General features: G+C 64.7%; 15 protein-coding genes and 1 pseudogene. 6 read left to right on the forward strand and 10 right to left on the reverse strand.

The window, feature by feature from the left end:
- Positions 1 to 292 precede the first annotated feature (292 nt).
- On the reverse strand, positions 293 to 1192 hold the full coding sequence (locus tag ACXJMY_RS24530; protein WP_456621969.1) for a LysR family transcriptional regulator: 900 nt from the start codon (positions 1190 to 1192) through the stop codon (positions 293 to 295).
- A gap of 102 nt (positions 1193 to 1294) precedes the next feature.
- Between ACXJMY_RS24530 and ACXJMY_RS24535 the strand changes: the two genes are divergently transcribed.
- Positions 1295 to 2284, forward strand: a complete 990-nt coding sequence (locus ACXJMY_RS24535) for a zinc-dependent alcohol dehydrogenase family protein (RefSeq protein WP_456621921.1) — start codon at positions 1295 to 1297, stop codon at positions 2282 to 2284.
- A 154-nt stretch (positions 2285 to 2438) separates the two neighbouring features.
- Here the strand turns inward: ACXJMY_RS24535 and ACXJMY_RS24540 are convergent, their stop codons facing one another.
- Genes ACXJMY_RS24540 through ACXJMY_RS24555 form a run of 4 tightly spaced genes read right to left on the reverse strand, consistent with a single transcriptional unit; the run spans position 2439 to position 6451 of the window.
- Positions 2439 to 3770, reverse strand: coding sequence for an extracellular solute-binding protein (locus ACXJMY_RS24540; protein WP_456621922.1), 1332 nt, complete (start codon positions 3768 to 3770; stop codon positions 2439 to 2441).
- A gap of 11 nt (positions 3771 to 3781) precedes the next feature.
- The gene (locus ACXJMY_RS24545) at positions 3782 to 4651 is read right to left on the reverse strand and encodes a carbohydrate ABC transporter permease (protein WP_456621923.1); all 870 of its coding nucleotides are present in this window, start codon (positions 4649 to 4651) and stop codon (positions 3782 to 3784) included.
- Positions 4648 to 5598 carry a carbohydrate ABC transporter permease gene (locus tag ACXJMY_RS24550; RefSeq protein WP_456621924.1) on the reverse strand — a complete coding sequence of 317 codons (951 nt, stop codon included), beginning with the start codon at positions 5596 to 5598 and terminating at the stop codon, positions 4648 to 4650. The genes ACXJMY_RS24545 and ACXJMY_RS24550 overlap by 4 nt, the downstream gene beginning before the upstream one ends.
- Before the next feature lies 1 nt (position 5599).
- Positions 5600 to 6451, reverse strand: coding sequence for a phosphodiesterase (locus ACXJMY_RS24555; protein ID WP_456621925.1), 852 nt, complete (start codon positions 6449 to 6451; stop codon positions 5600 to 5602).
- Positions 6452 to 6716: 265 nt separating this feature from the next.
- Here ACXJMY_RS24555 and ACXJMY_RS24560 point away from each other — a divergent pair, with 265 nt between their 5' ends.
- Together ACXJMY_RS24560 and ACXJMY_RS24565 are read left to right on the forward strand one after the other, a co-directional pair.
- Positions 6717 to 7727: a M23 family metallopeptidase gene (locus ACXJMY_RS24560; protein WP_456621926.1), complete on the forward strand. Its 1011-nt coding sequence runs from the start codon at positions 6717 to 6719 to the stop codon at positions 7725 to 7727.
- A 131-nt stretch (positions 7728 to 7858) separates the two neighbouring features.
- Positions 7859 to 8333, forward strand: a pseudogene (locus ACXJMY_RS24565) (REP-associated tyrosine transposase).
- A 127-nt stretch (positions 8334 to 8460) separates the two neighbouring features.
- On the opposite strand, the gene ACXJMY_RS24570 reads toward ACXJMY_RS24565, so the two are convergent.
- Positions 8461 to 9936, reverse strand: a complete 1476-nt coding sequence (locus ACXJMY_RS24570) for a protein adenylyltransferase SelO (RefSeq protein ID WP_456621927.1) — start codon at positions 9934 to 9936, stop codon at positions 8461 to 8463.
- A 193-nt stretch (positions 9937 to 10129) separates the two neighbouring features.
- Here ACXJMY_RS24570 and aspS point away from each other — a divergent pair, with 193 nt between their 5' ends.
- Positions 10130 to 11902 carry an aspartate--tRNA ligase gene (gene aspS / locus ACXJMY_RS24575; RefSeq protein ID WP_456621928.1) on the forward strand — a complete coding sequence of 591 codons (1773 nt, stop codon included), beginning with the start codon at positions 10130 to 10132 and terminating at the stop codon, positions 11900 to 11902.
- 148 nt (positions 11903 to 12050) lie between these two features.
- On the opposite strand, the gene ACXJMY_RS24580 is transcribed toward aspS, so the two are convergent.
- Positions 12051 to 14027, reverse strand: a complete 1977-nt coding sequence (locus tag ACXJMY_RS24580) for a hypothetical protein (protein ID WP_456621929.1) — start codon at positions 14025 to 14027, stop codon at positions 12051 to 12053.
- Positions 14028 to 14273: 246 nt separating this feature from the next.
- Between ACXJMY_RS24580 and ACXJMY_RS24585 the strand changes: the two genes are divergently transcribed.
- Both ACXJMY_RS24585 and ACXJMY_RS24590 read left to right on the forward strand, forming a co-directional pair.
- The gene (locus ACXJMY_RS24585; RefSeq protein WP_456621930.1) at positions 14274 to 16583 is read left to right on the forward strand and encodes an NADP-dependent malic enzyme; all 2310 of its coding nucleotides are present in this window, start codon (positions 14274 to 14276) and stop codon (positions 16581 to 16583) included.
- Positions 16584 to 16943: 360 nt separating this feature from the next.
- Complete coding sequence (locus ACXJMY_RS24590; protein WP_456621931.1) at positions 16944 to 17396, forward strand: DoxX family membrane protein; 453 nt, start codon at positions 16944 to 16946, stop codon at positions 17394 to 17396.
- 119 nt (positions 17397 to 17515) lie between these two features.
- Here ACXJMY_RS24590 and ACXJMY_RS24595 read toward each other — a convergent pair whose 3' ends face one another.
- The 3 genes from ACXJMY_RS24595 to ACXJMY_RS24605 all read right to left on the reverse strand — a co-directional run bounded on the left by ACXJMY_RS24595 (position 17516) and on the right by ACXJMY_RS24605 (position 19834).
- A complete protein-coding gene (locus ACXJMY_RS24595) occupies positions 17516 to 18070 on the reverse strand; it encodes a dihydrofolate reductase (protein WP_456621932.1) in 555 nt (184 codons plus the stop codon).
- An 8-nt stretch (positions 18071 to 18078) separates the two neighbouring features.
- Positions 18079 to 19092, reverse strand: coding sequence for a polysaccharide deacetylase family protein (locus ACXJMY_RS24600; RefSeq protein ID WP_456621933.1), 1014 nt, complete (start codon positions 19090 to 19092; stop codon positions 18079 to 18081).
- A 175-nt stretch (positions 19093 to 19267) separates the two neighbouring features.
- A complete protein-coding gene (locus tag ACXJMY_RS24605; protein WP_456621934.1) occupies positions 19268 to 19834 on the reverse strand; it encodes a glutathione peroxidase in 567 nt (188 codons plus the stop codon).
- Positions 19835 to 19843: the final 9 nt, after the last annotated feature.

Consider the following 19843-nt stretch of genomic DNA (forward strand, 5'->3'; position numbering starts at 1 on the left):
AAGCGAATTCGAGCCTTGCATCGGGCCGGAATCGCCTGTTTCCGACGAAATTCCTATTCGTAGCGGACCCGGTTCGAGGATTTGCGGGCGCAAGGCAGCGCCACCACGACTACGCACATGGCGACCAGCGCCAGTCCCAGGAACTCGAAAACCAACAGATCCACGGCAAAATCCCCCCGAAAGACCGTTAGACTTGTCGGGCGTGCGTTGAGGGTCTGTTAATTCTCGTGGTTACCGGCCGCACGGCAGGCGGAATGGTGGACGCCGGGTTAACGGGGGCTGGGCTCCGCCATCACGTCATCAGCTTCGGCAAGGCGGCAGCGAGGCTGTCCACAGCCGCGCGAACTTTCGGCGGCATCCGGGGCGAACGCGGCCACAGCGCGTGGCAGTCGTAGAGGAATTCGGGCTGCCCCGCGAAGAGACCGACCAGCGCTCCGGCGTTGAGGCGTTCGCGGACCAGCCAGTAGGGCAGCCAGGCCAATCCCATGCCCTGCGCGGCGGCATCGGCGATTGCCTCCAAATCATCGAGCCTCAGCCTGCCAGTCGGCATGATCTCGCGCGGCGGCTGGTCTGCTTGCGGAAACAGCCACGGCCGGACACGCCCGGAGCGGCGATAGATGATCGCCTGGTGCGCGGCGAGATCGTCGATCGATTTCGGCTTGCCGTTGGCGCGCAGATACGACCGCGCGCCGCACACCACCATGCGCTGGCTTGCGATGCGCCGCGCGATCAGGCCGGATTGGTCGTCGAGGTCACCGGTCCGGATCGCAAGGTCATAGCCGGCCTCGACGATGTTCGCGATCGGATCGCCGAAGGAGAGATCGAGCTCCAGACGCGGATATTTCCGTGCGAGCTTCATCAGCAAGGGAGCGACGCAGTGCCGTCCCAGCAGAGCAGGCATGGTGACGCGCAGCCTGCCGCGCGGCTCTGACAGCTCGTCGGCAATGACGGCGTCAGCGGCGTCGGCCTCGCTGAGCACGGCTCGGCAGCGCTCGTAATAGGCCTGTCCGGCCTCGGTCAGGCTCTGACGCCGCGTGGTGCGGTTGAGGAGGCGGACGCCGAGGCGCTCCTCGAGGAAACGCACATGCTTGCCGACCATCGGCCCCGACATCTCGAAGGCGTCGGCCGCGGCCGCGAACGAGCCGAGATCGACGGCCTTGACGAACACGGCCATGCTGGTCAGGCGGTCCATCATTAAAAACTCCTGGTTTCGACTGTTCGCTCGCCTCGGCGATTTATCCGCTTCTCCGGGATCGGCATAGCTCCATTCAGTTCAATTGTTTTGGAGTTTTCCATGACGCGCGTCGTTCGTTTCCATAGATATGGCGGTCCCGAAGTGCTGCGCATCGAGACCATCGACGTCGCACCGCCGGGAAGGGGCGAGGTGCAGATCCGGGTCAAGGCGCTCGGCCTCAACCGTGCGGAAGCCCTGTTGAGGAGGGGCACCTATATCGAGGCCGCGATATTTCCCTCCGGCCTGGGTCTTGAGGCTGCCGGCATCGTCGAGGCGATCGGCGAAGACGTGGGCGGCTTTTCGCCGGGCGAGGCCGTCAGCATCGTGCCGCCGCTGTCGATGGTGCGATGGCCGGCCTATGCCGAGCTCGCGGCGTTTCCGGCCGAGCTCGTCGTGAAGCATCCGCCCGAGCTTGGCTTCGAGGTGGCGGCCGCATTTTGGATGCAATATCTGACGGCCTACGGGGCACTGGTCGATATCGCCGGACTTCGGCGAGGAGACGTCGTCGCCATCACGGCGGCATCGAGCAGCGTCGGGCTTGCGGCGATTCAGATCGCAAACCGGATTGGCGCTGTTCCTGTCGCCCTGACGCGGACCTCGACCAAGCGGCGCGCATTGCTCGATGCTGGTGCCGCCCACGTCATCGCCTCGGATGAAGAGGACATCCGAGCGCGGCTGGCGGAGATCGCCGGTTCAAGCGGTGTCCGCGTGGTGCTTGAAGCAGTTGGCGGACCGGTGTTCGAGCCGCTGACCGCGGCGATGTCGCCGGGCGGCATCCTGATCGAATATGGCGGGTTGAGCCCCGAGCCGACCCCGTTTCCGCTCGTCAACGTGCTCACCAAGAGCCTGACGCTGCGCGGCTACCTCGTGCACGAGATCATCCGCGATCCCGCGCGCCTTGCGAAGGCAAAGGCCTTCATTCTCGACGGGCTGTCGGACGGCACGTTGAAGCCGGTCATCGCCAGGACATTCCGGTTTGACGACATCGTCGAGGCGCATCGCTTCCTGGAGTCGAACACACAATTCGGCAAGATCGTGGTGACGATCTGAGTAACCCGTAGGGTGGGTTAGCCCTGCGACTGCGCGAAGCCCAGTTCGCTCGGCGTAACCCACCACTGTCCATATCCGCGGAGGCAGAAGCGGTGGATTACGCCCGCGGATGCGCTTCGCGCAGCCGCGGGCTAATCCACCCTACAAGGCTTCCTTACGGCAGCTTCAGCGAGGTCTCCGCATTGTATGGCTTGAGCAGCTCGTCGGCGGCCTTCTGGGCGGCGGCGAGGGCCTCCTTCGGCTGCTTCTTGCCGTTGAGGACCAGCATGACCTCGTCCTCCAGTGTCTTGCGCACCGGCACGGTCTTGTAGGTCGCGAACCAGGGCTTTGCGACGTCGAGCTGCTCGACGGCGGTCTTGGCGTCCGGGTTCTTGTTGAGGAAGTCGACCATGTCAGGCGTCTTGTAGGCGGCCATGTTGGGCGCGAAATAGCCGGTGGCGCGGCTCCACCAGGCGCTCTTCTCGGGCGAGGTCATCCACTTGATCAGGGTCCAGGCGGCCTTCTGCTTGTCGGCTTCGAGGCCGGCCGGAACGATCAGCGAGGCGCCGCCGATCGGCACGGCGTTGCGGACGTTGCGCGGGATGAACGCGACCTTGTAGGCGAACTTGGCGTTGTCGCGCACATAGGTCAGCGAGCCCGTCGACAGCATCATCATCGCGGCATTGCCGGAGATGAAGGAGGTGCTGACGGCCGGACCGGGCGTGGCGCCGGGCGCATGCACCTTGTGCTTGGTGACGAGGTCGTTCCACCAGGTCAGCGCACCGAGCATCGAGGGCGTGTCGTAATAGACCTCGCCGCCGAACTCCTCGTTGTAGTAGCGCCCGCCATTGGTCATGGTGAGCGTTTCCATCATCCAGCCGCAATAGTCGTAGGCGCAGGGGATCGCGATGCCCCATTGGGTCACCTTGTCGCCCTCGCGCTTGGTGAGCTTCTTGGCCCAGTCGGTGAGCTCGGCCCAGGTCTGCGGCGGCTTGTTCGGATCGAGGCCGGCTTCCTTGGCCTTGTCGGCGTTGATGTAGAGCAGCGGCGTCGAATTGTGGAAGGGCACGCCGTAGACCGAGCGGTTGATCACCGCGTTGCCCTGGAGTGCCGGGAAGAACTGGCCGAGGAACTGGTCCTTGGTGGTGCCGTCGGCGGCGATCAGGGGATCGAGATTGGTGAGCTCGTTCTCGATCTGCATGTCGAGCAGGAAGTTCGCCGACATGATCACGGCAGCCGGCGGCTTGCCGGCCTTGATCGAGGCGCGCGTCTTGATCAGCGTGTCGTCATAGGAGCCGGTGTAGACGGCGGTGGCCTTGATCGCGGGATGGGTCTCGTTGAACTCCTTGATCAGGGTGCCCATGTCGCGGGCGAGCTTGCCGTCGACGGGGACGGGGAAGAACAGGTCGATCTCGGTCGGGCCTTCGGCCATTGCCGGGACGGCGAGGGCGCCTGCCATAGTGCCAGCCATGGCGAGGCCAAGCATGAGCCTGCGGGTAAACAGCATCGAAGAATCTCCTATTTGATGCCTGAGGTGACGAAAGAACTGATGAATCGCTTCTGGAAGATCAGGAAGGTGATGAGCAGCGGCGCGATCACCATCAGCGTGCCGGCGGCGATGGTGCCCCAGGCCTGCGTGCCCTCCGCGGTCGCGGTGAACACCGAGAGCCCGACGGTAAGCGGCCGCTTGTCCGGCGAATTGATCACCATCAGCGGCCACAGGAAGTCGTTCCAGTGGCTGGTCACCGAGATGATCGCGAAGGCGGAAAAGCTCGGCATCGACAGCGGCACATAGATGTGGCGGATGCGCTGAAAGAGACCGGCGCCGTCGATCAGGGCCGCGTCCTCGAGCTCCGTGGGAATGGCCTCGAAGGCCTGGCGCATCAGGAACGTGCCAAACGCGGACGCGAAGAACGGCATCATCACGCCGGCAAGCGTATCGTAGAGACCGAACTGCGCGATGATGCGCAGGTTCGGCACGATCAGCAGCACCGGCACCAGCATCAGCTGCATCAGGAACAGGTAGAAGATCAACGACTTCCCGGCGAAGTCGAGCCGCGCAAAGGCAAAGCCCGCCAACGTGATCGTGAAGAACTGCACCAAGAGGATACCGGTGCAGATGATCGTGGTGTTGAGGGCGTAGCGTGGGAAATCGCCGATCTCCCAGGCGTCCCTGACATTGTCGAGCGTCGGCTTCAGGCTCGGCATCAGCTCGGCCATGAGGTTGATGCCCTCGGAGGCCGGGCGAAGTGTCGCCACACCCATCCACAGGAACGGGATCAGCCAGACGATCGCGAGCAGCACGGTCAGCAGAAAGCCGAGCTTTGGTGTGATCTCGCGGCGGGTCGCGAGCGGAGCGTCCTTGAGCAGCCAGTCGATCAGCGTCATCGCCCGCCCTCCCGGTTCGCCATGGTGCGGAAGGAGAGCGCGGTGAGGCCCATCAGCGCGGCGAGCGTCAGTAGCGTCGCCGCCGAGGCCTTGCCGATGTCGTAGTGCTCGACCGCCTGCTGGTAGATGTAGAACAGCACGAGATTGGTCGAGTTGGACGGCCCGCCCTTGGTCATGACGAAGACGTGGTCGACCTGCGTCACCGCATTGAGCGTGGCGATCACGATAACGAACAGGAAGGTGGGCTTGAGTTCGGGCAGGATGATGTGGCGCATGCGCTGCCATGGGCCCGCGCCGTCGAGATGGGCGGCCTCCATCACGTCTTCGGGCACAGACTGGAGGCCGGCGAGGAAGAACAGCATGTAATAGCCGGCGTTCTTCCAGATCGTGATGACCATGATCGCGTAAAGCGCGATGTCGGAATCGCCGAGCCAGTTCGGCAGCACCGGAAGCAGCCGGCCGATGTAGTAGTCGAGCAGCCCGACATTGGGCAGGAAGATGAACAGGAACAGCGCGGACGCCGCGACCATCGGGATCAGCACCGGCAGGAACAGCGCTGCGCGCAACGCGCTGCTCACGGCGCTGGTGCGAGCCAGCGCCAGCGCGAACAATAGGGCAAGTCCGATGCTGGGGATCGCGGTGCCGACGGCGTAGACGAGGTTGTTCACGACCGCGCCGGTGAAGGCGGGGTCGGCCAGCACAGCGGCGATATTGTCGAGGCCGACGAACCGGACCGGCGCCTTCGGCGTGGCACGCTGATAGAGCGCGTCGATGATGACGCGTCCCATCGCGCCATAGGTGAACAGCGCGAGGAAGACCAGCGAGGGCAACAGCAGCAGATAGGCGGGCAACGAGGCTTTGAAGCGGCTCGAAAACCGCTTCAGAACGTGCAGGCGCGGTGCCGCCGAAGTCGCGACCGGGAGAGCCGCGGGTTCAGCGAGGCTCATCTCATCGCGCCGGGAAATTGAGCGCATAGTCGCGGCCGTCCACTCCCGCCGGGGGCTCGAAGGGGAAGCGCAGACTGGTGTCGAGGAAGTCGTGGCTGTGCACGACCAGGTTGTCGCCGTCGATCAGCACCACGCCATAGGCCGGCGGCTCGTGGCTGGCGAGATGGTCGGTCGCGGCAGCATCAAGCTCGAACCAGACCTGGTGGTTGGTGCCGCGGAGCGTCGAGAACGGGATATTGCCGTAGCTGCCGAAGATCGGCCGGTGCACGTGGCCGAAGAAGAGATGGCGGATGCGCGAGCGGTAGGGCGCGATCACCTCGGCGAATTCAGCGCTCTGCGCCAGTGCGATTTCGTCCATCGCGTGCACGCCGACCGGGAAGGGCGGATGATGCATGAACACGACGAATGGCGTGTCGGCGGGCGCAGCGGCCAGCGTGCTTGCGAGCCAGCCGAGGCGTTTGGCGCACATCTCGCCGGCATGGCTGGTCTCGTCCAGCGTGTCGAGGAAGACGAACAGCCCGTGCTCTGTGGTCCGGGTGCCCTGCACGAAGCCGTTGGGGTCGCGCGGAGCGGCCTTCAGGCCGTCGAGGCAGGCCACGCGCTTGTCGTGATTACCGACCATGGCGATGTAGGGAATCTTCAGCGCAGCCATTGCGTCTGCGAAATTGCCGTAGGATTCGGGCTCGCCCCAATGGGTGAGGTCGCCGGTCACGACCGCGAAGGCGGCATCGGACTGGTGCTTGTTGATGTCGGCAATTGCCGCGTCCAGCCGGGCGCGCGGGTCGAGGCCATAGAGTTTCAGCCCCGGGTTCGCGAGATGCGTGTCGGTGATGTGGATGAATTTGAAGGGCATGGCGCGCTTGTCAGGACTGTTGGAGGATGGTCGCCTCCGGCAGGACGGCCTGCCAGCCCGTTAGAGGGCGAGTGTTTCAGTTTGATGACAGCGGTTCCAACGGTGTGCTGAAGATGTGGACATGCGTTGGAAGGCCGCGGCAATCCCTGAAGACTGCAAGAAGACCTCTCATGATTGAGCTGCAGGGTGCGGTCTACCTTGCCGCGAAGATGCGCTCATGGTTTGCTCGGGCATTCCTCAACCGCACCGCATCACGAGATCCCAAATGTCGACGCCGCGTATCTCCCACAGGCTGGGATTGCTTGCTGTCGCTGTCCTGCTTGCCGCGCTGAGCGCCGCTTCAAATGCGGCGAGCGCCGAGTTCAACTTCGCCCGCTACAAGGAGACCGATCTCGACGAGTTCCTGGCGCGGAAACGGCCGGCGACGGGCCTCGACGTCTATCCGATGTCGCCGCTGAAGCTCGACGTCACGCTGGCGTCGCACGGGGAGCCGTGCGCCAGCGGAGCGCTGAAGCGCGCGTTGATCATGAGTGGCATGCCCAAGTCTGATGCCGACGGCTTGCAGGCGACCAATTGCATCACGGTCCGCTCCGCCAAGGGACGCGAGCTCAAGGTCTTCATCCAGGATGTCGTCTACGGCTTTCTTCCGAACGAAGTGCCGGTCGGGGACAAACTGTCGCTCTATGCGATCCATGCCTTCACGTCCCCTGAAGGGCCGGGACTTTTGGTCAATGAATTCCTGACTCCGCGAAGTTTTCCTCGCGCCGACAAGCCGGCGGACAAGACGATGACCTCCTGCGGATGCTGGACCCAGGACGAGCATCCCGGCGTCGATTTCACCATGGACAAGGCGGGCGGTCCGGTGGCGGCGATGGCGGACGGCGTCGTCGTCAAGATCGAGGTGAGCGAGCAGGCGCCGGCCGATCTGCCGATCATCGGCGGTTGCGGCCGCTACGTCGTGCTCAAGCACACCTATCCCAACGGCGGCATCGTCTACACGCGCTATGTTCAGCTCGGCCGCATTGTCGGGCCGAAGGGAGAGGCGCTCGCGGTGGGCGCGAGCGTCAAGGCCAAGGACACGATCGGCGAGATCGGCCCAAGCAAGGTGCTGCATTTCGAGCTTCGACCGGTCGCGCCGGGCACGACCACGACGGACAAGGCGTGGGCCGAGCGGTACGGCAAGATGCCGGACATGGAATGGTCACGCTACGACCCCGTCGATCCGCAGAAGTTCGACGCGGCGTCGTTCGGCGGGGTGAGGAAGGCGACGAAATAGGGACGAGGTGCGTAGGGTGGATTAGCCGAAGGCGTAATCCACCACTGTGAGCCAACTTCAAGTTGTGCTATTCATGATCCACGTCCGACTACCGCCGCGCATTCGTTCCGGGAGGATGCTGGTTCTTCACCGTGAACCTGTTCGATCGGCGGAAAGCTCTTTTGACAGAGCAGATCGAAATCTTACGGGCTGCAGTCGCCGCAACGCGACAGAGCCATCCCTTCGAGATCGATGCTTTCGTAGTCCTGCCGGATCATCTTCACGCGATCTGGAAGCTGCCGTCAGGCGATGCCGATTTTTCGGTCCGCTGGAGGCTGATCAAAACACGTTTTGCGGAAGCACTCCCGGCGAACGAGCGACTGAGTGCCGTCCGTGCCGCGCGGAAAGAACGCCGGCATCTGGCAACGCCGGTTCTGGGAGCATCTGATCCGCGACGAGGCCGATTACGCTCGCCACGTCGAGTATTGCTACTACAATCACGGGCATGTCTCGAAAGCGTGCGACTGGCCGTTTTCGTCGTTTCACCGCGATGTCCGCGAGGGATTATTTCCCGACGATTGGGGCGGCGATCTCCGGATGGCCGGCGAGTTCGGTGAACGGGCGTGATGGTCGCTGCAGCGTCAGTCTGTAGGGTGGATTAGCGAAGCGTAATCCACCTCTTTACTTTCCGTTTGGTCGAGAGAAGTGGTGGATTACGCCTTCGGCTAATCCACCCTACGCATCGAGCCTGTCGCTACGTCCCGCAGAACGTCTGCAACACGCGCTGATCCGGCAGCGGCGGGTCGGCGTACGCCGCATAATCCGGCTGGTCCTCGAACGGCTTCGCCAGCACCTTCACCAATTCCTCGAACGGCGCGTAATCGTCATTGTTGACCGCGGCCTGGATCACGGCTTCGACGCGGTGGTTGCGCGGGATGAACATCGGATTGACCGCATGCATCGCCGCTTGCCGCTCGGCGGCGGTCTGCGGCTCCAAAGCGGTGCGGTCGCGCCAGCGCCTGGCCCACTCATCGAAGACTGCGGGGTCCATGAACTCGGCGCGGGCGTCGTCCGCAGCGGGATCGGCTGCGGCATCGCCGAGCTTACGGAAGGTGAGGGTGAAGTCGGCCTGGTTCTTCGCCATGGCATCCAGCAGGTCCTGGATCAGCGCCTCGTCGCCCTCACGCATCGTGAACAGGCCGACCTTCTTGCGCAGGCCAGCTTGATAGGCGTCGTTGAACGTCTCGCCGAAGGCGCCGAGAATGTCCTGGGCGTCCGCGACCGCCTTCTCCTGCTCGTCGGAAAACAGCGGCAGCAGGCATTCGGCGAGCCGGGTCAGATTCCACAGCGCGATGCGCGGCTGGTTGGCATAGGCGTAGCGGCCCATCTCATCGATCGAGGAAAACACCTGCGCAGGATTGTAGGCATCCATGAAGGCGCAGGGGCCGTAATCGATGGTCTCGCCGGAGATCGACGAGTTGTCGGTGTTCATCACGCCGTGGATGAAGCCGACCAGCAGCCAGCGCGCGACGAGTTCGGCCTGGCGCGCGACGACACCGGCGAGCAGCGCGTGATAGGGCCGCTCGGTGCCGAGCAGCTCCGGATAGTGGCGGGCAATGACGTGGTCGGCGAGCCGGCGGATCGCGTCGGTATCGCGGCGGACGGCGAAGAACTGGAAGGTGCCGACGCGGATGTGGCTCGATGCCACCCGCGTCAGCACCGCGCCGGGCAGCGCGGTCTCGCGGATGACGTGCTCGCCGGTGACGACGGCGGCGAGTGAGCGCGTGGTCGGGATACCGAGCGCGAACATCGCCTCGCTGACGATGTATTCGCGCAGCACCGGACCGAGCGCGGCGCGGCCGTCGCCGCGTCGGGAGAACGGGGTGGGCCCGCTTCCCTTGAGCTGGATGTCGCGGCGGACGCCGTCCCGGTCGATGACCTCGCCGAGCAGGATCGCCCTTCCGTCGCCGAGCTGGGGCACGAATTGCCCGAACTGGTGGCCGGCATAGGCCATGGCGATCGGGTCGGCGCCGACGGGAACCGTTTTCCCGGCCAGGATTTCGGCGCCCTCAGGGGTCTCCAGCATGTCCGGATCGAGCCCGAGCTGGATCGCCAGCGGCCGGTTCAGCTTGATCAGCCGGGGGGCAGCCACGGGGGTCGGCGCGACGCGGGCAAAGAAGCTGTCCGGCAGCGCCGAATAGGAGTTTTGGAAGGGGAAATGGACCGTCATGGCCTCAAGATAGGCGTGGAATGCCAATCGGCAAAGGCTCGGGCCTCAACTTGCCAAAAATGGGCACTTCCAGCCCAAAACAGCCCGTTCCCTTGGTTGCCGCCCCCGGCCTCGTCGGGTAAACCCTGCCGCAACTTCGGACCGGCCACCTCAGCCGTCCGATTCGAACCTCAGACATCATTTTGGGACGACCATGCATCGCTACCGGTCACATACATGCGGCGCGCTCCGCGAGAGCAACATCGGCGAGACGATCCGCCTGTCAGGCTGGGTCCATCGTGTCCGCGACCATGGCGGCGTGCTGTTCATCGACCTGCGCGACCATTACGGCCTGACCCAGTGCGTTGTCGATCCGGACTCGCCGGCGTTCTCGCTCGCCGAAAAGCTGCGCTCGGAATTCGTGGTCAAGATGGACGGCAAGGTCCGCCGCCGCCCCGAGGGCACCGACAACGACGACCTGCCGACCGGCAAGATCGAGATCTATGTCAGCGAGATCGAGGTGCTCGGTCCGGCCGGCGACCTGCCGCTGCCGGTGTTCGGCGATCAGGAATATCCTGAGGACATAAGGCTCAAGTACCGTTTCCTCGACCTGCGTCGCGAGAAGCTGCACCAGAACATCATGACGCGCGTCGAGATCATCAAGTCGATGCGCAGGCGTATGGAGGGGCAGGGCTTCTTCGAGTTCAACACGCCGATCCTGACCGCGTCATCGCCGGAAGGCGCGCGCGACTTCCTGGTGCCGTCGCGCATCCATCCGGGAAAATTCTACGCGCTGCCGCAGGCGCCGCAGCAGTACAAGCAGCTCTTGATGATGTCGGGCTTCGACCGCTACTTCCAGATCGCGCCCTGCTTCCGCGACGAAGACCCGCGCGCCGACCGTCTGCCGGGCGAGTTCTACCAGCTCGACGTCGAGATGAGCTTCGTCACGCAAGAGGATGTTTTTGCTGCGATGGAGCCGGTGATCACCGGCGTGTTCGAGGAGTTCGCCAAGGGCAAGCCGGTGAGCAAGAACTGGCGCCGCATCCCGTTCGCGGAGGCGCTGCGCAAATACGGCAGCGACAAGCCGGACCTGCGCAACCCCATCGAGATGCAGGACGTCTCGGAACACTTCCGCGGCTCCGGCTTCAAGGTCTTCGCGCGCATGCTCGAAGATCCCAAGAACCAGGTCTGGGCCATCCCGGCACCGGGCGGCGGCAGCCGCGCCTTCTGCGACCGCATGAACTCGTGGGCGCAGGGCGAGGGCCAGCCCGGCCTCGGCTACATCATGTGGCGCGAGGGCGGCGAGGGTGCCGGCCCCTTGGCAAACAACATCGGGCCTGAGCGCACCGCCGCGATCCGCGCGCAGATCGGCGTCAAGGAAGGCGATGCCGCCTTCTTCGTTGCCGGCGATCCCGACAAGTTCTGGAAGTTCTCAGGGTTGGCCCGCAACAAGGTCGGCGAGGAATTGAACCTCACCGACAAGGAGCGGTTCGAGCTCGCCTGGATCGTCGACTTCCCGATGTACGAGTACAACGAGGACGACAAGAAGGTCGACTTCTCGCACAATCCGTTCTCGATGCCACAGGGCGGCCTCGACGCGTTGAAGGGCCAGGATCCGCTGACCATCAAGGCGTTCCAGTACGACATCACCTGCAACGGCTACGAGATCGCCTCGGGCGGCATCCGCAACCACGTGCCGGAAGCGATGGTGAAGGCGTTCGAGATCGCCGGGTATGGTGAGCAGGAAGTGGTCGAGCGCTTCGGCGGCATGTACCGCGCGTTCCAGTACGGCGCGCCGCCGCATGGCGGCATGGCCGCGGGCGTCGACCGCATCGTGATGCTGCTGTGCGGCACCACGAATTTGCGCGAGATCTCGCTGTTCCCGATGAACCAGCAGGCCATGGACCTGCTGATGGGCGCGCCCTCGGAAGCCACGACAAAGCAGCTCCGCGAGCTCCACGTCCGGGTGAACCTGCCGCAGAAGTGAGGCTCGTGCCCCGGACGCAGCGCAGCGCTTCTTCAGCGGTGCGCTGCAGAGCCGGGGCCCACACTTCACGGAAGGTGACTTCTTGGTCCCGGCTCTGCGTCGCGTCATTTCATGCCGCGCCGCGTCCGGGACACGAGACCAAGCGCTCTCAAAGCCCCGTCGACGCCTCGATCCGGAATTGCGCCAGCGCGACGATCGGCTCGTTGTTCAGCAGGTTCATGAGCTGGAGCACCGGGATCTTGCCGAGCGGCGTCAGCTTGATGCTGAGCGCCTGCCCCGACGTCTCGACGAAGCCGGCGATCGCATCGACAGCCGCCTTGGCGTCGAGATTGGAGGCTGCGACCTTCTCGCCCTGCGCCCGGATCATCTCGACGATGGCACCGCGCGCGGCGTCGCGGCTGACGTTCTGCATCCGCGCAAATTGTGCCACCACGAGATCCACGACCCCGCTGTCGCGCAAGGAGAGCTCGATCGCGCCGGTCTCGATCTGCTCGGCCTGGCCCATGGCCTGCACCGGATCGGTCGTGAACATCCCGCGCGGCACATTGGCGAGCGCGAAGCGGGCCTGCGCCTTGGCGAGATTGCCGAGATCGATGGTGGCGGGTGCAAGCGCGAAGGTGCCCGAGGATTCCGTCCAGGCCGCGCCGAGATCGAGGTTGATGGCCAGCTTGTCGATGCCGGCCATCGTCAACGGCAGCTGAACGGGATTGGTCGGATCGGTCGGGGCGACCATCTTCACGACCAGATTGGCCTTGCTCGGGATCGATCCGACCAATTGTCCCCAGTTCAGGCTGATCGTGTCGATGGTGACGAGCTGCCGTGTGTTCTTGTACGGCGAGACCACGCCTTTGATCTCGGCGCCTCCGAGCACCCGGAACAGGCCCAGCATCTGATCGGGCGAGGGCGCCCGCCCGGGGTTGGCGAGGCCTGCCGCCCAGCGCATCAGGTTCGTCGTGCTGAAGGATTTGAGGGCGAAGCGCTCCATCTTGAACTGACCCTGCGGGGACGGTGTATCGACGCCCTCGACTGCGAACTCGCCCTCCCGGTACCTGACTGCGTTGATCCTCGCCGTCCCTTGCGGCGTGCCCACCGTCGTCTTGCCGACCTCGATCTTGCCGACGCGAAGGCCCTCATAGAATCCAGCGAGCTTTTCCATCATCTCGCGCGCCTGCGCGGGCGTTGGAGGGGCCGATTGATCCTGGGGCAACTCGGCCAGCATCTCGACCATCCGGAATTTTGATGGCTGCACGCCAATATCGTCGATGGTGAAGCCATCGACCTCCAGGCGCATGCCGCCGGACGTCACCGTGTAAGGCCCTGTCGAAATCTGCCTGTAGACCTGATGGTAGCTGTCGTCGTTCGCCTTTTGAGGGTCGAGGGTCGCGAGCATGGCGGCCGAATCGAAATCGTTCAGGATGAGGTTCGACAGCTCGCCCGTGAGCTTGTCGGGCTTGCCCGCCTGGATCGAGTTGAACGTGAAGGTGAGCCGGTCCGCTTTGGTCGCCTCGACCTTGCCCTGCCGGAGATTTTTCATCACCAGGCCCGAATAGGCGAGATCGCCGCCTCCCGGGTTGGCCGTACCGGGCTTGCCGGCGATGGCAACGGCAATGGTCGGCACCTCAATTGAGGACGCCGCGACGCTGCTGAACTGTTCGAGACCAAACCGGTACAGGTCGGTGATGGCGTTTGATGCCGGCAAGACCTGAGCGCGGATCGCCCCGGTGTAGTCCCGGATCGTGGCCCGAGCGATCTTGTAGGCGGCCTTGACCTGCGATGGGCCGACCGCGCTGTCGATTGCGAATTCAATGCCCGAGACGTCGATGGCGTCGGCGGAGAACCGCCCCTCGTCGAGCTGGCGCACGCCGGTCGCCTTCACGCTGGCGATCTTGACCTGCATCTGCGACTGCTGGCCGGGATCGATGGCGATGTCTTCGATCGTGAGGGTGCGCGTCGGCAGATCGAACCCGATCCTGCCATGGCTTGCCTTGCCGCCACTCGCGCGAACCTGGTCGAAGGCGGCCTCGATCTCGGCGGTGGCGCGATGCTCTGCATAGAGGTTGAAGCCGAACCATCCGCCTGCGGCGAGTGCGGCCACCGCGATCAGGCCGATCAGGATTCGCTTCATTCTCAGCTCCAGTTGCTCATATTGCACCGCGCAACCTGCCATATTCGCGAAACGCCGTGCGGTCCAGGGAAAGCTATAGCTATCAGATATTTGACCGATCGGCCTGTTGATGGGGTCGCAATCGGATGTTGCCACCGGGGCGCCGGCCGTGCTTCATCCCGTTTCCATGACCCGGAATACCGCGACCCGCGACAGACCGGTCAGGACAACGTAGTTTGAGGCCGGTAACGCGAGGCAAGAGACCGCATGTCGTCCTATTCAGATGACCTCCACCAGGCGGCGCTCGCCTATCACCGCCTGCCGCGCCCCGGCAAGCTCGAGATCCAGGCGACCAAGCCGCTTGCCAACCAGCGCGACCTCGCGCTTGCCTATTCTCCGGGCGTTGCGGCTGCCTGCACCGAGATCGCCAAGAACCCGGCGGAAGCCGCGACGCTGACGACCCGCGCCAATCTGGTTGCCGTGGTCTCCAACGGCACCGCGGTGCTCGGCCTCGGCAATATCGGCCCGCTGGCGTCCAAGCCCGTCATGGAGGGCAAGGCGGTCCTGTTCAAGAAATTCGCCGGCATCGACGTGTTCGACATCGAGATCGCCGCCGACACCATCGACCGCGTGGTCGAGACGGTGGCGGCGCTCGAGCCGACTTTCGGCGGCATCAATCTCGAGGACATCCGCGGACCGGAGTGCTTCGAGATCGAGGCGCAGCTGAAGGCGCGCATGAAGATCCCGGTCTTCCACGACGACCAGCACGGCACCGCCATCATCGTCGCCGCCGCCATCACCAACGGCCTCAGGCTGAACGGCAAGAAGCTGTCCGACGTCAAGATCGTGGCGTCGGGGGCAGGGGCGGCTGCGATCGCGACCCTCAACCTGCTGGTGTCGATGGGCGCGCAGCGCAAGAACATCTGGGTCTGCGACATCGACGGCCTCGTGCACGAGGGCCGCAACACCTCGATGGACCGCTGGAAGGCCGTCTACGCGCAGAAGACCGACAAGCGCACGCTCGCCGACGTCATCGGCGGCGCGGACATCTTCATCGGGCTGTCGGCACCGGGCGTGCTCAAGCCCGAGATGGCCAAGGCGATGGGCGACAAGCCGTTGATCATGGCGCTCGCCAACCCGACGCCGGAAATCATGCCGGAGGAAGCGCGGAAGGTGCGCCCCGACGCCATGATCTGCACCGGCCGCTCGGACTATCCGAACCAGGTCAACAACGTCCTGTGCTTTCCCTTCATCTTCCGCGGCGCGCTCGACGTCGGTGCCAGCGCCATCAACGAGGAGATGAAGCACGCCGCGGTCGAAGCCATCGCGCAGCTCGCGCGCGAGGCGCCGTCGGATGCGGTGGCGCAAGGGGTCGACACCGGCGAGATGGGCGGCTTCGGTCCGGGCTCGCTGATTCCGAGCCCGTTCGATCCACGGCTGATCCTGCGCGTGGCGCCGGCGGTTGCGAAGGCCGCGATGGAGTCGGGCGTCGCGACGCGTCCCATCACCAATTTCGACGAATATGCCGCGCAGCTCATGCGCTTCGCCTTCCGCTCCGGCCTCGTCATGAAGCCGATGTTCGCCAAGGCCAAGACCCAGCCGGTGCGCGTGATCTATGCCGAGGGCGAGGACGAGCGCGTGCTGCGCGCCACGCAGGTGGTGCTGGAGGAGAAGCTGGCGACGCCGATCCTGGTCGGTCGTCCGTCCGTGGTGGAGGCGCGCATCAAGCGCTTCGGCCTGTCGATCAAGGCCGGCAAGGATTTCGACCTCGTCAACCCCGAGGACGATCCGCGCTACCGCTCCTACGTGCAGTCCTATGTCGAGGTCGCCGGCCGCCGCGGCGTGACGCCGGATGCGGCGCGCACGGTGGTCCGCACCAACAATACGGTCATCGCCGCGCTCGCGGTGACGCGCGGGGAGGCGGACGCCATGCTCTGCGGCGTCGAGGGCCGCTACATGAGCCATCTGCGCCATGTCCGCGAAATCGTCGGCTTCTCGGCAGGGATCAGCGACTATGCGGCGCTGGCGCTGCTGATCACCAGCAAGGGCGCGTTCTTCATCGCCGACACCCAGGTTCGCCCCAATCCGAGCGCGGAGGAGCTGGCCGAGATTGCCTCGCTCGCGGCGGTTCACGTTCAGCGCTTCAACATCAAGCCGAAGATCGCCTTCGTCTCGCATTCCGATTTCGGCAGCTACGATACCGAATCCTCGCGCAAGATGCGCCGGGCGACCCAGCTCCTGAAGGAGAAGCATCCGGAGATCGAGGCCGACGGCGAGATGCAGGGCGACACGGCACTTTCGGCCGCTGCGCGCAAGATGGTGCTGCCGCACTCCAACCTCGAGGGCGAGGCCAACATCATGATCATGCCGACCCTCGACACCGCCAACGTCGCCTATCAGATGATCAAGTCGCTCGCGGACGCGCTGCCCGTCGGCCCGATCCTGATCGGCCCGGCGCGCCCCGCCCACATCCTCACCCCATCCGTGACGGCGCGCGGCATCCTCAACATGACCGCGGTCGCGGTGGTGGAAGCGCAGGAGCGTGCGGCGCGGCAGCAGCCGACGTTGTTTACGTAAGGTCGTCGGTTCTTCGCCTCTCCCCGCCTGCGGGGAGAACCCGGATCGCATCGATAGATGCGATCCGGGTGAGGGGGACTCTCCGCGAGTCCAACTCTCACCGTCCCCGCGGAGGCTCCCCCTCACCCCAACCCTCTCAGCGCGAGCGAAGCTCGTCGCGGCCCCGCATCCGCCTTCGCCAAGGCTTCGGGCGGACAAGAGCGGGGCGAGGGAGCACACCTCCGACGCGTCAGCCACTTCAACCTTTTCAAAACAGTTTTCGCCATTTCCCCGTTTGTAAACCGGCGCGCGACTCTTCATAATCGCTCGGTAGTTTCGTCAAAATTCCGATTTCAAAAAGCCTGAGCCAAGAGGCCGATCATGCCAGCGTTCGTGACTTTCGGGCGAATCCTGTTCGCCGTGCTGTTCATCTACACGGGCGCGACCAAGCTGTTCGCCATCCAGGCGACGGCCGATTTCATTGCCGCCAAGGTCGTGGTGCCCGACATGATCGCGCCTTATGCCAAGCAGGTCGAGACCGCGACCGCCATGACCACGCCGCAGCTGCTGGCGATCGCGGTCGGCGCGCTCGAGATCATCGCGGGGGTGATGATCGCGCTGAATTTCGGCGCGCGCTTCTTCGCGATGCTGCTGATCATCTACGTCGCGGTGGCAACCGTGCTGTTCTACGATTTCTGGAACCTGGCGCCGCCAGACAACGGCAAGATGCTGGTCGACGCGCTCAAGAACCTGTCAATCATCGGCGCTCTGTTCATGATCATCGGCTACGGCCGGGCCACGCGTCCGGTCGAAGCGGCCTACGGCGACGTTTGAGGCGCCGTAGGGTGGGTTGGCCGAAGGCGTAACCCACCATGCTTCAACGAACGCGGGACGAAGTTGGTGGGTTACGCCAAGCGGTTTGCGCTTCGCGCAATCCGCGGGGCTAACCCACCCTACGAAGACCTGCGCCACGGCGTGACGGTGACGTCATGCGCCGCGTCGAGCAGGTATGGCGCCCCCGGCTTCATCCCGTGCTCGGCGAGCACCTCATGCGGCGTCCGCTCCGGCACGCCGACGAAGCAGCCCTCGCCGCCGGGCAGGCGCAGATGCGGGGCCTCCGACAGCCAGAACGTGTCGTAGCGATCCATGAACATGTCGAACACGACGGGGCCGCCGATGATCGCGACCATGCCGGAGGCGACGTCGGCGAAGGCACAGGCCTGCTCTAAGCTCGCATGGTCCGGATTCCACAGCGTCGCGTTCGGCATCTCCGGATCGACTGTGAGCGCGGCTATCTTGCGCGTCATGATCAGCCGCTTTCGCTTCGGCGAGTTCGGCTGCTGCTCATGCGAGTGCCGGCCGTGCACGATCAGCGCGGCACGATCCAGAGCCTGCTCGAAGAACCTCTTGTCGCCTTCGAACTTCAGGCTGTCGGGCATGACATGCGTCGCGTCGGCAAGCATGCCGTCCGCGGAGATGATGACGTAGCCTTCGATGCGGAACGACAAGGGCGCGGCTATTCGGAGACCGTCGTCACCACGCTGTTGACCGGCCGGTTGCTGACCGTCGGCAGCTTGATGTCCTTGAGCAGCTCCTGGTCGTATTCCGGCAGCGTCGAGGCAGGGAACTTGGCACGCATCGCCACCACCTTGTAGCCACCGGCCTTCAGGCGCTTGAGCAGCTCGGGCAGGGCTTCCGCGGTGTGCTTCTGGAAGTCGTGCATCAGGACGATGCCTTTGCCCTTGCTGTCGAGCTTCTTCATCACGGTCTCGATCACCTTCTCGGGCTTGGAGGCCTTGAAGTCGAACGAGTCGATATCGCAGGAGAAGATCCCGACGTTGCGGTTGCCGAGATAGGTGACCATCTCCGGCGGATGCTGGAGCGCGGGGAAGCGGAAGAACGGCGAGGGCGAGATGCCGCCGAGCGCCCACTTCACCGCGGACAGGCCCTTCTCGATCTCTTCCTTGCGCTGCGCTTCCGTGAGCTTCTTGTTGTTGAGATTGGCGTGCGACCAGGTGTGGCTGCCCACGGTGTGGCCGGCTGCGTAGACCTGCTTCAGGATCTCCGGCTCGTAGGTGGCGTGCTTGCCGATCGAGAAGAAGATGCCGGTGGTGCATTCATCGGCGAGCGCCTTCAGCACCGCGGGCGTGTTCTTCGGCCAGGGGCCGTCGTCGAAGGTCAACACCACCTCCTTGTCGCGCAGGAAGTCGAGCTCCTTGAAGTGCTCGAAGCCGAAGCCCGGACCGCCGGTGGTGTCGATCTCGACGGTGCGGGCGACGCCGAGCGCGCCCGGCGTGTTGCAGGCGGCGCGCGCCGGCTGGGGCGCTTGCTTCGGCGGGGGCGGATTGACGAAGGCGGGCGGCGTGGCTGCTGCTGCCGGAGCTGCGGCGGGTGCCGCAGCTGCCGGCGTCGCCGCGGGTGCAGCCTGCGTGGCGGCTGCCGGCTTCGCGGCCGGGGTCTGCGACCATGCTGCGCCTGTCATCGCCAGAGACATTGCGCTTGCCAAAATCAGTCCTGCCGCCACACGCATGGTGTTGTCCTCGAGATTGATCCCGTTGTTTCACCGTGGCTTTTCGCCTGCGGCAAAACCATCCTGCCCAAGATATCTTAGCGCTGATCCTAGCCTAGATGGTGGGCACTCGCCATTGCAACGGCTGTTTGGCGCTTCGCCACAATTGTGCCCAAGCGCGTTGGGGTGCGGCGTGTCAACTGTCGGCCAGCGCCTTCGCGACTGCGGTCTTGATTCGGGTGTCGGTCGGCTCGACGGCGGAGGAAAACACCTCGGCGATATAGCCGTCGCGGCCGATCAGGTATTTGTGGAAGTTCCAGCGCGGAACCTCCTTCGGCCGCGCCTCAGCCGCCCATTTGTAGAAGGGATGCGCCTTCGGCCCGACCACGACGGCCTTTGCGGCGATCGGGAAGGTAACGCCGTATTGGTGGTGCGCTGTCTCCGAGATCTCGCTGGTGCCGCCGGGTTCCTGGCCGCCGAAATCGTTGGAAGGCACGCCGATGACGTTGAGCCCACGTGCGCGAAACTCGCTCCAGAGCTCCTGCAGCCCCGCATATTGCGGGGTGTAGCCGCACAGCGAGGCGGTGTTGACCACCAGCAGCGGCCGGCCGGTGAAGGCCGCAAGGCGGATGTCATCGCCGGACAATGCGGGGAAGGAGAAGGCGTAGGCCGATATGCGGCTCATGCCGCCGTCGGCGAACGCGCGCGTTGCGGATGCGCCTGTTGCGAGAAGCGCGGCGAGCATGGTCCTGCGGTTCAGCATGGCGACGTC

It is taken from the genome of Bradyrhizobium sp. P5_C12, from assembly GCF_054049735.1.

Coding starts and splice junctions, on each gene's coding strand:
- ACXJMY_RS24600 (WP_456621933.1), bottom strand. CDS start 19,092: ATGCGTGTGGCGGCAGGACTGATTTTGGCAAGCGCAATGTCTCTGGCG.
- ACXJMY_RS24570 (WP_456621927.1), bottom strand. CDS start 9,936: ATGACGGTCCATTTCCCCTTCCAAAACTCCTATTCGGCGCTGCCGGAC.
- ACXJMY_RS24585 (WP_456621930.1), top strand. CDS start 14,274: ATGTCGTCCTATTCAGATGACCTCCACCAGGCGGCGCTCGCCTATCAC.
- ACXJMY_RS24550 (WP_456621924.1), bottom strand. CDS start 5,598: ATGAGCCTCGCTGAACCCGCGGCTCTCCCGGTCGCGACTTCGGCGGCA.
- ACXJMY_RS24545 (WP_456621923.1), bottom strand. CDS start 4,651: ATGACGCTGATCGACTGGCTGCTCAAGGACGCTCCGCTCGCGACCCGC.
- ACXJMY_RS24540 (WP_456621922.1), bottom strand. CDS start 3,770: ATGCTGTTTACCCGCAGGCTCATGCTTGGCCTCGCCATGGCTGGCACT.
- ACXJMY_RS24535 (WP_456621921.1), top strand. CDS start 1,295: ATGACGCGCGTCGTTCGTTTCCATAGATATGGCGGTCCCGAAGTGCTG.
- ACXJMY_RS24555 (WP_456621925.1), bottom strand. CDS start 6,451: ATGCCCTTCAAATTCATCCACATCACCGACACGCATCTCGCGAACCCG.
- ACXJMY_RS24590 (WP_456621931.1), top strand. CDS start 16,944: ATGCCAGCGTTCGTGACTTTCGGGCGAATCCTGTTCGCCGTGCTGTTC.
- ACXJMY_RS24530 (WP_456621969.1), bottom strand. CDS start 1,192: ATGGACCGCCTGACCAGCATGGCCGTGTTCGTCAAGGCCGTCGATCTC.
- ACXJMY_RS24580 (WP_456621929.1), bottom strand. CDS start 14,027: ATGAAGCGAATCCTGATCGGCCTGATCGCGGTGGCCGCACTCGCCGCA.
- aspS (WP_456621928.1), top strand. CDS start 10,130: ATGCATCGCTACCGGTCACATACATGCGGCGCGCTCCGCGAGAGCAAC.
- ACXJMY_RS24605 (WP_456621934.1), bottom strand. CDS start 19,834: ATGCTGAACCGCAGGACCATGCTCGCCGCGCTTCTCGCAACAGGCGCA.
- ACXJMY_RS24560 (WP_456621926.1), top strand. CDS start 6,717: ATGTCGACGCCGCGTATCTCCCACAGGCTGGGATTGCTTGCTGTCGCT.